Source organism: Bacillus sp. AY2-1, from assembly GCF_008368965.1.
GTDB lineage: Bacteria > Bacillota > Bacilli > Bacillales > Bacillaceae_G > Bacillus_A > Bacillus_A thuringiensis_S.
This window is the reverse complement of record NZ_QPEL01000063.1, coordinates 1-14,305: the sequence shown is the minus strand read 5'-3', so window position 1 is coordinate 14,305 and position 14,305 is coordinate 1. Positions and strand designations below refer to the sequence as shown.

The following is a 14,305-nucleotide window of genomic DNA, read 5'->3' as shown; positions in this document are numbered from 1 at the left end:
ATTTTAAACAGTATAAATTTTAAACAGTATAAATTTGAAAAGATTATATTAAGATAAAGAATTAAAATATGATGATACAAAATACTTATAAAATTATTCGTGTTATTGAAAAATGATAAGAAAAAGGTGTTTAAAATAGAACCATTTTCATTAATAGTTCAAGTTTTGAAGAATAGTGCATACAATATAAAGTGTTTTCCTTTCTTCATTTAAGTTTTACGTATATAATTTAAAAGTACTATTTTTATTTTATTATTTTATATTTATAACAGAATAGAGGTTTAAAAATGGGTGTTAAAATCATTACGGATAGTGCGGCGGATTTACCAGTAGAATTGCTGCAAGCATATGATATTGATTTAATTCCACTCCGTGTATATGATGAAGTAGAAACAGAGTATTTAGATGGAGTAACATTAGAGTCAGTTACATTACTGCAAAAAATGAGAGAAGGCGCTGTTTATAAAACGTCATTGCCTTCACTTGAAACTTTCCAAGAAAAATTTGTTTCTTATGCAAAAGAAGGTAATCCTTGTATATATTTAGCTTTTTCATCTGAACTGTCTGGTACATATCAATCATCAGTTGTCATTAAAGAGGAAGTAAAAGAAACATATGCAGATTTAGATTTAGAAATTATTGATACGAAATGTGCTTCGCTTGGTCAAGGGCTTGTCGTATTAGAAGCTGCTAAAATGGCAAAAAACGGCGCATCAAAAGAAGACATATTAAACCGTGTCGCTTTTCTAATGAACCATATGGAACATATCTTCACTGTAGCTGACTTACAGTACCTTGTTAGAGGCGGGCGCTTAAGTAAAGTAGCAGGATTTATCGGTGGTTTATTAAACATTAAGCCGATTTTGAACGTGGAAGAAGGAAAACTTGTCCCACTTGAAAAGGTACGAGGGAAAAAGAAAGTATTAAGCCGTATTGTTGATATTATGGAAGAGCGTGGTAAAGACCTTAAAGGTCAAACAATCGGTATGACTCACGGTGACGATTTAGAAACAGCTGAAGCATTAAAAGCATTAATTACGGAAAGATTTGGCTGTGAAGTATTTATCGTAAATACAATTGGTGCAGCAATCGGTGCACATACAGGTCCTGGCGTTATAACGTTATTTTTCTTAAATGAAGTAGAGTAAAGGACTGATCTTTTGATCAATCCTTTTTTATTTTTTAATCTGTGATAATCGGTCGATATGGTATGGATGAAGATGAAACCTTTGAAGTTAGCCTATATCAAATGCAATCCTGTAGAGGGATTATTTTTTATATGTGAAATGATACTTTATGGTAGAAGAAAAGATATAAATAAGAATGCATTTATAGGAATCTGAATATTTAAGGATATCGAAATTTTTTTATTTCATATATAATTGTGTAGGAAGAAATATCTGTAACTATTTGTAAAAATAGGAGGCGGCTATAAAAATGCAAGAAATTGCTAGATGGGATTTAAATCGATTGTATTTGAATGAGGATATTCTATTTCCGATTTTAGAGTTGAAAGAGCAATATTTTGTAACAAAAGATGTAGAGGTTCTTTCAAAGCTTATACAAGCTATTGAAAAAGCAGAATACTATTTGTATTGTCAATGGGTTGAAGAAAGTGTTTCATCTGACCTTACTAAATTGAATGTGAAAGTGAAGGAACTAAAAAGTGAAGTACAGCAAATAATAAAACATAGTGAAGTAGAAACTTCCGATAATATTAATATTAAGTTTATAAAAAATGAACTTAGTGCGTGGGAAGATATGTACATACAATTACGGGATAGGATAGAAATAGAGCACAATAATAAACAATTATCCTTTGGACAAGCAAATAATATTGCAATGAATAGTGATAATGAAAAGGAAAGATTAGAAGTATTCGAGTTACTTACAAGTACTTTACATAAGGAAAAAGAAATCTTTGCTACTGTATTAAATCAAATAGGGAGATTGCGTAATATAAAGAGTAATGAAATAGAAGATAGAGAGATTTTAACACAATCTTTTCATGCAAATGGCATTTCAGAAACTGTATTATTACAAATGTGGAATGTGACAGAAGAAAACCTTGATAAATTAGTAAGTGCTTTAAACGTGTATAAGAAAGGGAAAGCTTCGATTACATGGCATGAACTTATGACAGTAAAGGAAAGTAATGAGGTTACTATTCCTTTTTCAGTAGCAGTACAAAACGTTTATGATGCATGTAAGAATATTGATGAAGAATTAGCAGAATTTGCACGTAATGCGATAGAAAGTGGATGGATAGATGCTGAACCGAGAGAGAATAAACCACCAGGTGGGTTTTGTGCTCCATTTTTCAGTGAGAAAGAATCGAGAATCTCCATGCGTTATGATGGGAGTATAGATAGTGTAAGAGTGCTCGCTCATGAATTAGGACATGCTTGGCATTTTTATAATATGAGTTTTGAACAATCTACATCTTTTTTAGATGATTATTTGCCGATGAGTACGGCTGAATCAGCATCTATTTTCTTTGAAACGGTACTCTTAAATTATCTAATTGAAACAACGGATAGTAAAGATATGAAAAAGGCATTGCTTAGCTGGAAAATAAGAAATAGTTTTAATTATGTAATGGCAATACGAGCATCGTATCAGTTTGAAAAAACATTTTATGAAAAATGTAAAGAGGGTCCATTAAGTGCTGATGAAATTGAGAAATTATCTATAATGGCACAAAAAGAAGCATATGGAAATGCTTTAAGTGAATACCAACGGTTTGTATGGATGAAATATATTCAATTTTATATAGCAGATGTTCCTTTTTACAATTATCCATACACATTTGGATATTTAGTAAGTTTTAGCTTATTAGAAATAGCTCAAGAAGGTAAAAGTACTTTTCATTCGAAATATAAAGAGTTTTTACGAGAAACAGGAAAGGCTCCAGTAGAGAAGCTTATGAAAAAACATTTTGAAATAGATATAAGAAATTATGAATTTTGGAATAAAGCTTTTATTCAAATTTCTAAAGACATTGATGAATATTTGCAGCTTATATAAGGGGAGAGTATAGTGGATCAACAGTTTATAAAAGGTATACCTTTTTCAACTTTAGAATATGCAAAAGCTATAAGTTTATTAAAAGGTTGGGTACATGAACAACAAGAGAAACCAAGGTTTGTAGTAACTGCAAATCCTGAAATTGTTATGTCTGCAAAGGAAAATACGGAAAAATCAAAGCAGTTTAAAAAGATGTTACTATCTGCGGATTTAATAACAGCGGACGGGATTGGTGTCATAATTGGCTCGAAAATATTAAAAGGAACTTTGAAAGAACGTGTTACTGGAGCGGATTTAACTCACGATTTAATAAAATATTGTAACGACAATGAATATCGTGTCTTTCTTTTTGGAGCCGCTCCAGAAAGTAATAAAAAGGCATTAGAAAAATTAAATGAGCAGTTCCCAGGAGCGCAGTTTAAAGGACAGCATGGATTTGTAAATGGTGAAGAAATAGAAGAAATAAAAATGAAAATTAAGCAATTCAAGCCGCATTTACTACTCGTAGGACTAGGTTCACCAAAACAAGAAGAGTTCATCTATGAAAACATACAAACATTAAACGTTCCGCTATCTATTGGTATCGGAGGCATGATTGATATAATATCTGGTACTGTAAAAAGAGCACCGAAAATGATGAGGGATACTGGAACTGAATGGCTGTATAGGTTACTCTCACAGCCGAAAAGGTTAAAGAGACAACTTGTACTTCCGAAATTTTTATTGTCGGTTATGTCTGAGAGGATTAAAGGGATTAATTAATAAAGGAGACTACATACATGAACAGAATCGGCATTATTGGAGCAATGCAAATTGAAATAGATTTACTTTTAGAAAAACTAGTTATACAAGAGGAACAGACAATAGCGGGAATGCCTTTTTATATTGGAGAATTCATGGGAATAGAAGTAATTATTACACGTTCTGGTGTAGGGAAAGTAAATGCAGCTGCATGTGCGCAAACATTAATTCATAAATTTGATGTAGACTCTATCATTAATACGGGCGTTGCTGGCGGATTACATTCAGATGTAAAAGTCGGCGATATAGTTATTTCAACGAATGTTACTCATCATGATGTAAGTAAAACTCAAATGAAAAACTTATTTCCGTTTCAAGAGCAATTTATTGCAAGTAAGGAATTGGTAGAGTTAGCACGTAAAGCTTGTATTAGTAGTAGTTTACAGATTGCAGTTCATGAAGGAAGAATTATCAGCGGTGAATGTTTTGTTGAAGATTCAAAGTTAAAGGCGAAATTAATAGACGAATACGCACCTCATTGTACAGAAATGGAAGGGGTAGCAATTGGACATGTTGCCTATATAAATGATATATCGTTTCTCATTATAAGATGTATTTCTGACAGCGCAGATGATGAAGCTCAAATTTCTTATGATGACTTCGCGAAAACTGCTGCGAATTATTGCTCAGAAATTATTATTGAGATGCTTAAAAATATAAAGAGTAAAACTGTACTATAGTTCAAAAGGAGAGAATGAGATGTTACAAGCGTTAATTTTTGATATGGACGGAACGTTATTTCAAACAGATAAAATTTTAGAATTATCGTTAGATGATACTTTCAATCACTTAAGATCACTACAACTATGGGATACAGTAACACCAATTAATAAATATAGAGAAATTATGGGTGTGCCGTTACCGCAAGTTTGGGAAGCTTTATTACCGGACCATTCTATTGAAGTAAGAGAACAAACAGATGCATATTTTTTAGATAGACTAATTGAAAACATAAAAAGCGGAAAAGGCGCTTTATATTCAAATGTAAAAGAAATATTTACATATATAAAAGAAAATAATTGTTCAATTTACATTGCTAGTAATGGTTTAACTGAATATTTACGAGCAATCGTAACTTATTATGCTTTAGACAAGTGGGTGACTGAAACGTTTAGTATTGAACAAATACAATCGCTAAATAAAGGTGACTTAGTTAAAAGTATTATGAACAAATATGATATAAAAGAGGCAGCGGTAGTTGGTGACCGGCTATCTGATATAAATGCAGCGAAAGACAACGGTTTACTTGCAATTGGGTGCAATTTTGATTTTGCGCAAGAAGATGAACTTGCTCAGGCTGATATAGTAATAGATGATTTAATGGAGTTGAAGGGGATATTATCTGAAGTGAAGAATACGCACGCTATGAATTACATAAAGTAACAACCATAAAAATGCTCAGAATAAATGATTCTCGAGCATTTTTATGTGTTTTCATACTTAGGGGGAATGGACTTGAAAGATATACATATTCAAAAAATAGAAAATTTAATGGAGTATGAATTCAGTCATCTCGTTCAAGATAGTGAAGAAGAAGGTTTTAATTTCCTTATAAGACTAATAAATGAATATAAAAACAAAATAAATGTATTCAATAAAACTGGAGAATGTTTATATGGTGTTTTCCAAGGTGATATGTTAATTGGAGTTGGAGGTTTAAATGAGGATCCGTACACAAAAGACAATAAGATTGGGCGGTTAAGGAGATTTTATATTTCAAGGGATTATCGGCGTATAGGGTTAGGGAACTTATTATTAAACCAACTATTATGTCATGCGGAAAAGTATTTTGAAGTGATTGTTTTACATGCTGACACGAAGCAAGGGGATGTGTTTTATACTGCAAATGGATTTGTAAAAGGGGGATTATATAAGGGATCGAGTCACTACAAACTATTATAGAGATTGCTATCCAAAGAATAGCTACGGACAGGGTTTTTGTTGGTAAATCGATATATCTTAAAAATCGCTGATATATATGAAGTTGCGACCCTTATATTAAAAAACAACTTTTATAATTTCATTTACTAAATTGTTATTATAAAAAAGAGCACCTTAGCTTTTAAAATTTAGCTTATAAGGTGACTCCTTTTCAGTCAATTACGTTTTAACGTTCATTTGTTTCAATAATAATCCTGGTTTACCTTTTACATAATAAAAATGCGGATTATTTTCATCATCATAAAGCATAATATAAGGCTTTTCATTTAGTGGGAGCAGTATAAGTACTTCGTCTATTGTAGTGTGTAACCATTGATTAGTAATAGAAACCGGCTTAGATAATGGGATTTTTATCATATAGCCATCTTTTGGAACGACATTTAAGTTTTTAAATGGACCGGTTATTGCTTTAGCGTATTGAACTGCTTCTTTTTGGATTACTGGATCTAAAGATTGTTTTTGAATGACCATTTCTTTTTGACAATCAAATACTTCCATTTGTTGATTGGTTTTTGCGAACGCATTTGTTGATAATAGAAATAAAAGAAGAGAAATGACCCCGATTTTTTTTATCATAATACAACACCTCACCATTACTATCCCCTCAAAAGCTTTAAATATTTTTCTGTCACATTCATGTAACAAAGATGTTGTATGATACAATTGGTTTTTGTTTAAAAGCAGTGGAGGAAAAAATATGAAAGTTTTAATTGCAGATGACGAACAAGATATGTTAAGAATTTTAAAAGCTTATTTTGAAAAAGAAGGCTTCGAAGTTTTATTAGCGAAAGACGGAGAGGAAGCACTTCAAATGTTTTATGATGAAAAAATTGATTTAGCAATTTTGGATTGGATGATGCCGAAACATAGTGGTATTACTGTCTGTCAGGAAATAAAAAAGAATTCAAGCGTAAAAGTGTTAATGCTTACGGCGAAAAGTGAAAGCGAAGATGAATTAGCAGCGCTTCAAAGTGGGGCAGATGAGTACGTAAAAAAACCATTTCATCCAGGAGTACTAATTACACGAGCGAAAAAGCTTATTCAGCATGATGATATTATTCAAGTACAAGATGTAAAGATAAATTTCGCCAAAAATAAAGTATATAAAAATGATATAGAGTTAGAAATTACAAAAACAGAGCTCGAATTAATAAAATGCTTTTTAAATCATAAAGGAACGATTTTAACTCGTAAAAAATTGCTAGATATTGTATGGGGATTTGACTATTTTGGAGAAGAGAGAACTGTTGATACACATGTAAGAAGGCTGCGTAAAAAAATTGGAGAAAATATTATTAAGACGCATCGCGGGCTGGGCTATAGTTTGGAGGAACAAAGTGAATAAACTTGGAAAAAAGTTATTTTTCAGTATTTCTGCAACTGTTATTCTCATCTTTATGATTTCGTTATTATGCATTAACAATCTCTTACCGAACTATAATATTTATAAAACACGTGAAAACTTAAATAAATTTACAACACAAATACAAAATACAACAGTGGAAAATATAGAGGATGTTATTCATACAATTGAAAGTGAAAACAACGTTACAATTGCGTATACGCCAATTAATCAGTCAGAAGATGCTATGAACGAAGCATTACGCATGCAACTTACGAAAAAGAAAGTGACGTTAAATAAGCTTTGGATTACGAAAGACGAAGTCATGAAAGTGAAGACGGAAGGGCAATCGAATAAACTGTACGATCAAGGAAAGGTAAAAGCGAGTTTTTTTGCTAAATATATTGCGAAAGATGATACGATAATTTTAATTGGGACTTCTATTGCGAATTCAAATGAAATTATAAGTACGTTAAATACATTTTACTTATACATCGTATGTTTCTCGCTGCTTCTTATTATTTTACTTGTGTGGATACTTTCAAAAATAATAACGACGCCACTGAAAGAGCTGAGTGATGTAGCTCAGGATATTTCACATTTGCAGTTTAAAAGAACGAAAGTGAAAACGAATGATGAAATAGGAGAGTTGGCCAATAGTATTAATATCATGAGCGAAAAACTACATGAAGCACATCAAGATTTAACTGATCGTAATGAACATTTAAAACGATTTATGGGTGATGTGACGCATGAATTAAAGACACCGATCGCATTAGTAAAAGCATACTCTATGGGGATTAAAGATGGACTAGATGATGGGACTTACGTAGATACAATTATTAAACAAACAGATCAAATATCAAACTTAATTGAAGAACTATTACGATTTTCTAAACTAGAAAGAGATATTTTACAAAAAGAAGAATTCCCTATTGAACCACTGGTCCAGAGTATATTAGATAAGCATCAGATTGAACTGGATTCGAAAGAAATTAACTTGCAAGTAAACTGTAATACGAGCGATACAATCGTTTATGCAGATTTAAATAAAATGAGAATGGTGTTTCAAAATTTAATTTCTAATGCAATAAAATATTCAGCAAATCAAAACATAATAATTACTTTAGAAGATAGAAATAAAAGTATATATTTTCAAATAAAAAATGGCATTCATACGGAAAAAATTAAAGATATCGATAAAATTTGGGAGCCTTTTTACGTACTAGAATTTTCTCGTAGTAAAGAAAAATCAGGTACAGGATTAGGACTAGCGATAGTGAAAAGTATTTTAGAAAGACATGGTTTTGAATATGGAGTTTCCTCTATAGATGGAGAAATTCAATTTTATATAAATGTGAAAAAGGATTAATGAAAATATTAGTCCTTTTTGCAGCTTTAGAGGTTAGCGATACAGGATGAATCACCATAATTTTCAAAATTGATGTATTAAATGGAGAATTAGCAAATGTTCTACTTTCATTAAATTCACGTGAAGTTCACAGGGAAACGTTACATTTACATAGTTACATTTGAATTTAATGAAGTGAGGTATTCGGATTTGAAAAGAAAGAAATTAGTAATAGGTAGCATTTTAATGGGGATGACGTTATCTTTATCCGCATGTGGTTCATCAGATAATATTGTAACTACAAAATCAGGAAGCATTTCAGAAAGTGATTTTAACAAAAAATTAAAAGAAAACTACGGTAAACAGAATTTATCTGAAATGGTAGTAGAGAAAGTATTAGATGATAAATATAAAGTTACGGATGAAGAGGTAACGAAACAACTAAAAGAATTAAAAGACAAGATGGGCGATAATTTTAATACATATATGGAATCTAATGGTGTGAAAAATGAAGATCAGTTGAAAGAGAAATTAAAGCTTACTTTCGCTTTTGAAAAAGCTATTAAAGCAACCGTAACGGAAAAAGATTTTAAAGATCACTATAAGCCAAAGCTTCAAGTTAGCCATATTTTAGTGAAAGATGAAAAGACAGCAAAAGAAATTAAAGAAAAATTAAATAGTGGCGAAGATTTCGCGGCATTGGCTAAACAATATTCAGAGGATCCAGGTTCTAAAGAGAAAGGTGGAGAACTATCTGAATTTGGACCAGGTATGATGGTGAAAGAATTTGAGGATGCTGCATATAAGTTAGAAGTTGGTCAATTGAGTGAACCTGTTAAATCTTCCTTCGGATATCATATTATTAAGTTAACGGATAAAAAAGAGCTTAAACCGTATGAGGAAGAGAAAGAGAATATTCGTAAAGAATTAGAACAGCAACGTATACAAGATCCTCAATTCCATCAACAAGTTACTAGAGATCTGCTTAAAAATGCAGATATAAAGGTATCTGATAAAGACTTGAAAGATACCTTTAAAGAGTTAGAAAAATAATAAATGGAATGTAAGACAATCGATAGAAATATCGGTTGTCTTTTCCTCTATTTATCCCGCTATTTGCCGGGCAGTAAGACCCCCACCTCAAAATTTAGCGGAAGCAAAGAAGTTAGGCGGGGGCCCTGCTGCTCGTAAATGCCCGATTGGTGAGTGCTGATTACAGTTTCACTTTATAAAGAAGGGGGGAGTGGGAAAATACTTTCACACCTGCATTAAATTTTACTTAATAAGAAATCTTTGAGTTTCTCAACTTTTATATAAAAATAAAACTGAATTTTCAGTTATTTTTTATATAGTAAAAGAGAACGAATAAGGGGAGGGAACATTTTGAGTAAAAAGAAAATGGCAATTACACTGTCAGCAATGCTATCTGCAACAATTATACCTAGCTTTACTATGGATGTGCATGCAGAGAATAAGGAAGAGACTAAAAATACGAAAATTGAATTAGAAAATGGGATGACAAAGCCGATTTATTCTCTCGATGAAGCTATTATCGAAAATTTATATGTAGAGACAGAAGTTGATAGTGATCGCGACGGTAAGAAAGACAGAGTATCGATAAAAGTTATGCGTCCAAAGACAGATCCGAATGTGAAGGTTCCTGTTATTTATGAAATGAGTCCATATCGATCTGGATTAAAAGATGTTCCTGTATATAATGTAGATGAAGAATTGTATGCGTATGAAGGAAAACCGTATGGAGCAGTTAATCTTGGTTCGTATGGGAACTATTACGTGCCAAGAGGTTATGCAGTTATTCTAGGCGAAAGTATCGGTACTGGAAAATCAGATGGATGCCCTACAACTGGAGATGAACAAGAAATACTCGGTACAAAGTCTGTTATTGATTGGGTAAACGGTCGCGCGAAAGCATTTACAGAACAGGGTGAGGAAGTTCAGGCAAATTGGTCTACAGGAAATGTAGGTATGACTGGCGTTTCTTATAATGGTACATTACCAAATGCTGTTGCGACTACTGGAGTTGAAGGTTTAAAAACAATTATTCCAATCGCAGCAATTAGTAGTTGGTATGATTATTATCGTGCAAATGGTGCAGTCATTGCTCCAGGCGGATATCAAGGAGAAGATACAGATAATATGGCAGAAGCAGTACTGACAAGAAAGAATTCAGAAGTTTGTGGTCCGATAATGACAGAACTTACTGCTGGACAAGATCGGAAAACGGGTAATTATAACGATTTTTGGGATAAAAGAAATTATGTAAAAGATGCTAAAAATGTAAAAGCGAGTGTATTTGTTGTTCATGGTTTAAACGATTGGAATGTTAAGACGAAACAGTTCGCACAATGGTGGGATGCTCTTGGAGAAAATGATGTACCTCGTAAAATGTGGCTACACCAAGGTGTTCATGGTGGGACATCAAGTAATAACTGGCAGCAAACACAAAATAAATGGTTAGATTATTGGTTGTACGGAATTGAAAATGGAATTATGGATGAACCAATGGTTGATGTGCAAAGAGAAAATAAATCGTGGCAAAAGATAAAAAATTGGCCAGATCCAGCGGCTGTACCTTCAAAAATCCGTATGTATTTAAGTAATAAATCAGTCAATTTGCGACTAAGTATGGGATCGGTTAATAAAGTTTTCTCATTCGTAGATGATGCACAAATAAAATCAAATCAATTAGTAGCAAACCCAGAATTAGAAGTAGCCAATCGATTAGTATATACAATGCCTGTACTGCAAAAAGATACGCGTATAAGTGGTATGCCAAATATTTCAATTACAGGAAATATTGATCAATCTGTATCAAATTTAACAGCATTACTTGTTGACTATGGAGGAGCGAAGCCGGAAATCGTAACGAGAGGCTGGATGGATCCACAAAACTTAAAGAGTATAGAAAATTCAACGGCGATTCAACCGGGCAAAGATTATACATTTACATGGGACATGCAGCCAGATGATTATGTATTTAAAGTGGGGCATCAAATCGGAGTTGTTTTAATTGCAAGTGATTATGATTATACAATTAGACCGAAAGCTGGAACGAAACTTACAGTGAAATTAAGTGAAGTGACATTGCCGATTGTGAAATAAATATTTTTTCTAAAGAGCTTACTAAAGTAAGCTCTTTAATTTACAGTCTGAATTTTTAATTTTTATATTTCAAATTGGAAGGTTATGTAATACAATATCATTATATTCTATGGAAAGTGAGTGATATATTATGACAGTCAGCTCTTTCAAAATCTCATTAAAATTCGAGGTACAGGAAGATTAGTTGAATTGAAATCTTCCGTACGTAAAAACGGAGGAGAAAATAAATGTTTAGTTTTTATAGTACACTTTGTACGGAACTGTATGATTACACAAAACCAGTCGGTTATTCTTTAAATGGTGATATTGAGTATTACAAAGAACGTTTAAAAGATTGTAGAGGAAGAATCCTCGAAGCTGCAGTAGGTTCAGGGCGTGTCATCATTCCACTTCTAGAGGCTGGTTTTACAGTAGATGGGATAGATTATTCACCTGAAATGCTAGATTCTTGCCGTAAGCGCTGTAAAGAGAGAGGCTTACATCCTAATTTATATGAAGGAAGCTTGCAACAATTATCACTTCCGCATAAATATGAGGCAATTATCATTCCTACTGGATCTTTTTGTTTAATTGAAAATCGTGTCGATTCTATAAACGCATTGAAATATTTTTATGAACATCTTAATCCAGGCGGACGATTAATCGTAGATATTATGCTTCCGTATGACTGGAAGACTGGGGAAATTCATACATCGACTTTTTCTTTGCCGAGCGGAGACGGAATCACATTAGAAAATAAATCAATTGAAATAGATTGGCTGAACCAAGTTACTGTATCATATTTGAAATATGAAAAGTGGAGTAAAGGACAGTTAGTACAAACAGAACTACAACGCTTTGCGGTACGTTGGTATGGAATAGAAGAGTTTAAACTTCTGTTAGAAAGTATAGGTTTCTCTAATATTACTTGCTCTGCTGAATATGCTTATAAAAACGAACCGTCAAATGCAAATCAAATGTTTACTTTTGAAGCTGTGCGAAAAGAATAGAACTAATACTATGAATAAAAAAATAAGGCAATCGATTAAAAATCGGCTGCCTTATTTTTAATTTTATGTAATTGTTTATAGAGAAAGATCGGAGGGAAATAAATGAAACTTATATTAATATTTGGCCCACAAGCAGTTGGGAAAATGACAGTGGGTCAAGAATTAGCAACATTAACCGGTTTAAAACTTTTTCATAACCACATGACAATTGATTTAGTAAGTCCAATTTTTGATTACAGTACGACAGAAGCAAAAAGGCTAGTAAGTTTATTTCGTAATGAAATATTTGAAGAAGTATCTAAAAGTGATTTATCTGGAATGATTTTTACGTATATATGGGCATTTGACCTCCAATCGGATTGGGATTATATACATTATGTAGAAAGTATTTTTGAATCAAAAGGTGGGACAGTGTATTTTATAGAGCTGGAAGCGGAATTAGATGAAAGATTAGAACGGAATAAAAGTCTGAATAGATTAGAACATAAACCGAAAAAAAGAGATATTGAGTGGTCTCAAAATAATTTGAAAGAGACGATGAAAAAGCATAGATTAAACTCTCTTCATGGTGAAATTGAAAAAGAAGAGTATATAAAAATTAATAACACGTATTTGAGTGCAAAAGAAGTAGCGGAAATGATTAAAGAGAAGTTTCAATTGTAAAATTTTTGAAGTCTATTTCGTTTCCATTGTCTAAGCATTCTCCTACTAATTACATATACTATTTATGTTAAAATCGGTCGCTATTTTAATATATATAACTATACAGGGAAGAGGAGAGAATAAATTTGGAAAACGTAGAACAAGATAGAATTGAAAATCAAGTGTATTCAAATCGTGTAGTAAGATCAGAATTTGATGCGAATTGGGAAACTTGTATATCAAAGAGTGGTTATGTAATTTATGTAGCAACAAGTAATAATGCTGAAGTAATAGTGCTTCTTGCAGATGGTTCAAGTAAAATTATTAATTTTTGAAAAAGGCGGTAAAGTAGTAGTAGGTGGCGGTGGAACAAGTCGTTACAGTAAGCCGCATATTGCAATAAATATTTAAGGTAAAACATGTTAATTGAGAAGAAGCTGGAAAACGGTTAGTCATTCATATTTAGAGAATGACTAACCGTTTTTAAATGTGGTTTTTGAAGAATTATATAAGCAATATAAAAAGCATTTCCTATTTCGGCAAATGCTTTTTATATGTTATAGTATAATAGTGTCCTAAAGTAATGTTATTTTAATATATTTCAAATTTTGTTGTGTATTATTTTTATATTAAATTAGCACCTAAAGTATTTTTTTATATAAGGAGTAATAATTAGAGAAATGAAAAATATAGACTTTATACTAGAAAGTGATGAGGCATTAAAACCGTCTGAACGATTAGTGCTATTATTATTAGAGAAGCATAGAATGTTATATACGAACGATCTATTGGCATTATCAAATTTATCATATAAAACATTAACAGATTCATTAACGGCGCTTGTTTTAAAATCGTATGTGTTAAAGGAAACAGGTAAGGGAAGAAGACAGAATTGCTATAGATTAGTATGATAAGGCAGCTGTTTTAGAGAATTTTACATATGTTTTTTTCAAACGTAAGGTGAAAAAAGTTTTTTGTTTTCAAACGAAAAACTCACTATAAGAGGGACGAAGATAGTGGCGTTTCATTTTTGTAAACGTAATTATTTCGTCATTGAAAATACAAAAAATAAACCGCATAAAACAGAAA

Annotated in this window: 14 protein-coding genes and 1 pseudogene; 14 read left to right on the top strand and 1 reads right to left on the bottom strand. The window is 32.0% G+C overall.

Annotated features, from left to right (window positions below; genetic code table 11):
• The first annotated feature begins 287 nt into the window (after positions 1-287).
• From DN403_RS15625 to DN403_RS15600, 6 genes are all read left to right on the top strand, one after another.
• Positions 288-1,148, top strand: a complete 861-nt coding sequence (locus DN403_RS15625) for a DegV family protein (protein ID WP_000538299.1) — start codon at positions 288-290, stop codon at positions 1,146-1,148.
• 289 nt (positions 1,149-1,437) lie between these two features.
• A complete protein-coding gene (locus tag DN403_RS15620) occupies positions 1,438-3,027 on the top strand; it encodes a M3 family metallopeptidase (protein WP_149185569.1) in 1,590 nt (529 codons plus the stop codon).
• A 12-nt stretch (positions 3,028-3,039) separates the two neighbouring features.
• Complete coding sequence (locus DN403_RS15615) at positions 3,040-3,789, top strand: WecB/TagA/CpsF family glycosyltransferase (protein ID WP_016077553.1); 750 nt, start codon at positions 3,040-3,042, stop codon at positions 3,787-3,789.
• Positions 3,790-3,806: 17 nt separating this feature from the next.
• Positions 3,807-4,508: a 5'-methylthioadenosine/adenosylhomocysteine nucleosidase gene (locus DN403_RS15610; protein ID WP_074789871.1), complete on the top strand. Its 702-nt coding sequence runs from the start codon at positions 3,807-3,809 to the stop codon at positions 4,506-4,508.
• A 19-nt stretch (positions 4,509-4,527) separates the two neighbouring features.
• The gene (locus tag DN403_RS15605) at positions 4,528-5,211 is read left to right on the top strand and encodes an HAD hydrolase-like protein (RefSeq protein ID WP_000938432.1); all 684 of its coding nucleotides are present in this window, start codon (positions 4,528-4,530) and stop codon (positions 5,209-5,211) included.
• Positions 5,212-5,235: 24 nt separating this feature from the next.
• Positions 5,236-5,730, top strand: a complete 495-nt coding sequence (locus DN403_RS15600; protein ID WP_074789869.1) for a GNAT family N-acetyltransferase — start codon at positions 5,236-5,238, stop codon at positions 5,728-5,730.
• 198 nt (positions 5,731-5,928) lie between these two features.
• Here DN403_RS15600 and DN403_RS15595 read toward each other — a convergent pair whose 3' ends face one another.
• A complete protein-coding gene (locus tag DN403_RS15595) occupies positions 5,929-6,345 on the bottom strand; it encodes a hypothetical protein (protein WP_000591760.1) in 417 nt (138 codons plus the stop codon).
• Positions 6,346-6,466: 121 nt separating this feature from the next.
• Between DN403_RS15595 and DN403_RS15590 the strand changes: the two genes are divergently transcribed.
• From DN403_RS15590 to DN403_RS15555, 8 genes and pseudogenes are all read left to right on the top strand, one after another.
• A complete protein-coding gene (locus DN403_RS15590) occupies positions 6,467-7,114 on the top strand; it encodes a response regulator transcription factor (protein WP_000865984.1) in 648 nt (215 codons plus the stop codon).
• Positions 7,107-8,483 (top strand): sensor histidine kinase, encoded by a 1,377-nt coding sequence (locus DN403_RS15585; protein WP_001037225.1) that lies wholly within the window; start codon positions 7,107-7,109, stop codon positions 8,481-8,483. Before DN403_RS15590 ends, DN403_RS15585 begins: the two co-directional genes overlap by 8 nt.
• Positions 8,484-8,672: 189 nt before the next feature.
• Positions 8,673-9,515, top strand: a complete 843-nt coding sequence (locus DN403_RS15580) for a peptidylprolyl isomerase PrsA (RefSeq protein WP_002082628.1) — start codon at positions 8,673-8,675, stop codon at positions 9,513-9,515.
• A 330-nt stretch (positions 9,516-9,845) separates the two neighbouring features.
• Positions 9,846-11,585: a Xaa-Pro dipeptidyl-peptidase gene (locus DN403_RS15575; RefSeq protein ID WP_000038313.1), complete on the top strand. Its 1,740-nt coding sequence runs from the start codon at positions 9,846-9,848 to the stop codon at positions 11,583-11,585.
• Positions 11,586-11,812: 227 nt separating this feature from the next.
• On the top strand, positions 11,813-12,574 hold the full coding sequence (locus tag DN403_RS15570) for a class I SAM-dependent methyltransferase (protein WP_000490920.1): 762 nt from the start codon (positions 11,813-11,815) through the stop codon (positions 12,572-12,574).
• Between the two features lie 102 nt (positions 12,575-12,676).
• Positions 12,677-13,237 (top strand): AAA family ATPase, encoded by a 561-nt coding sequence (locus DN403_RS15565; protein WP_000767067.1) that lies wholly within the window; start codon positions 12,677-12,679, stop codon positions 13,235-13,237.
• A gap of 125 nt (positions 13,238-13,362) precedes the next feature.
• Positions 13,363-13,627 (top strand): annotated as a pseudogene (locus tag DN403_RS15560) (hypothetical protein).
• A gap of 269 nt (positions 13,628-13,896) precedes the next feature.
• Positions 13,897-14,127 carry a hypothetical protein gene (locus DN403_RS15555; RefSeq protein ID WP_000789031.1) on the top strand — a complete coding sequence of 77 codons (231 nt, stop codon included), beginning with the start codon at positions 13,897-13,899 and terminating at the stop codon, positions 14,125-14,127.
• Positions 14,128-14,305: the final 178 nt, after the last annotated feature.

Excerpts from the sequence above, each read along its gene's own strand:
- DN403_RS15610 (WP_074789871.1), top strand. The coding sequence starts at position 3,807 with ATGAACAGAATCGGCATTATTGGAGCAATGCAAATTGAAATAGATTTA.
- DN403_RS15590 (WP_000865984.1), top strand. The coding sequence starts at position 6,467 with ATGAAAGTTTTAATTGCAGATGACGAACAAGATATGTTAAGAATTTTA.
- DN403_RS15600 (WP_074789869.1), top strand. The coding sequence starts at position 5,236 with ATGATTCTCGAGCATTTTTATGTGTTTTCATACTTAGGGGGAATGGAC.
- DN403_RS15570 (WP_000490920.1), top strand. The coding sequence starts at position 11,813 with ATGTTTAGTTTTTATAGTACACTTTGTACGGAACTGTATGATTACACA.
- DN403_RS15595 (WP_000591760.1), bottom strand. The coding sequence starts at position 6,345 with ATGATAAAAAAAATCGGGGTCATTTCTCTTCTTTTATTTCTATTATCA.
- DN403_RS15620 (WP_149185569.1), top strand. The coding sequence starts at position 1,438 with ATGCAAGAAATTGCTAGATGGGATTTAAATCGATTGTATTTGAATGAG.
- DN403_RS15625 (WP_000538299.1), top strand. The coding sequence starts at position 288 with ATGGGTGTTAAAATCATTACGGATAGTGCGGCGGATTTACCAGTAGAA.
- DN403_RS15565 (WP_000767067.1), top strand. The coding sequence starts at position 12,677 with ATGAAACTTATATTAATATTTGGCCCACAAGCAGTTGGGAAAATGACA.
- DN403_RS15605 (WP_000938432.1), top strand. The coding sequence starts at position 4,528 with ATGTTACAAGCGTTAATTTTTGATATGGACGGAACGTTATTTCAAACA.
- DN403_RS15555 (WP_000789031.1), top strand. The coding sequence starts at position 13,897 with ATGAAAAATATAGACTTTATACTAGAAAGTGATGAGGCATTAAAACCG.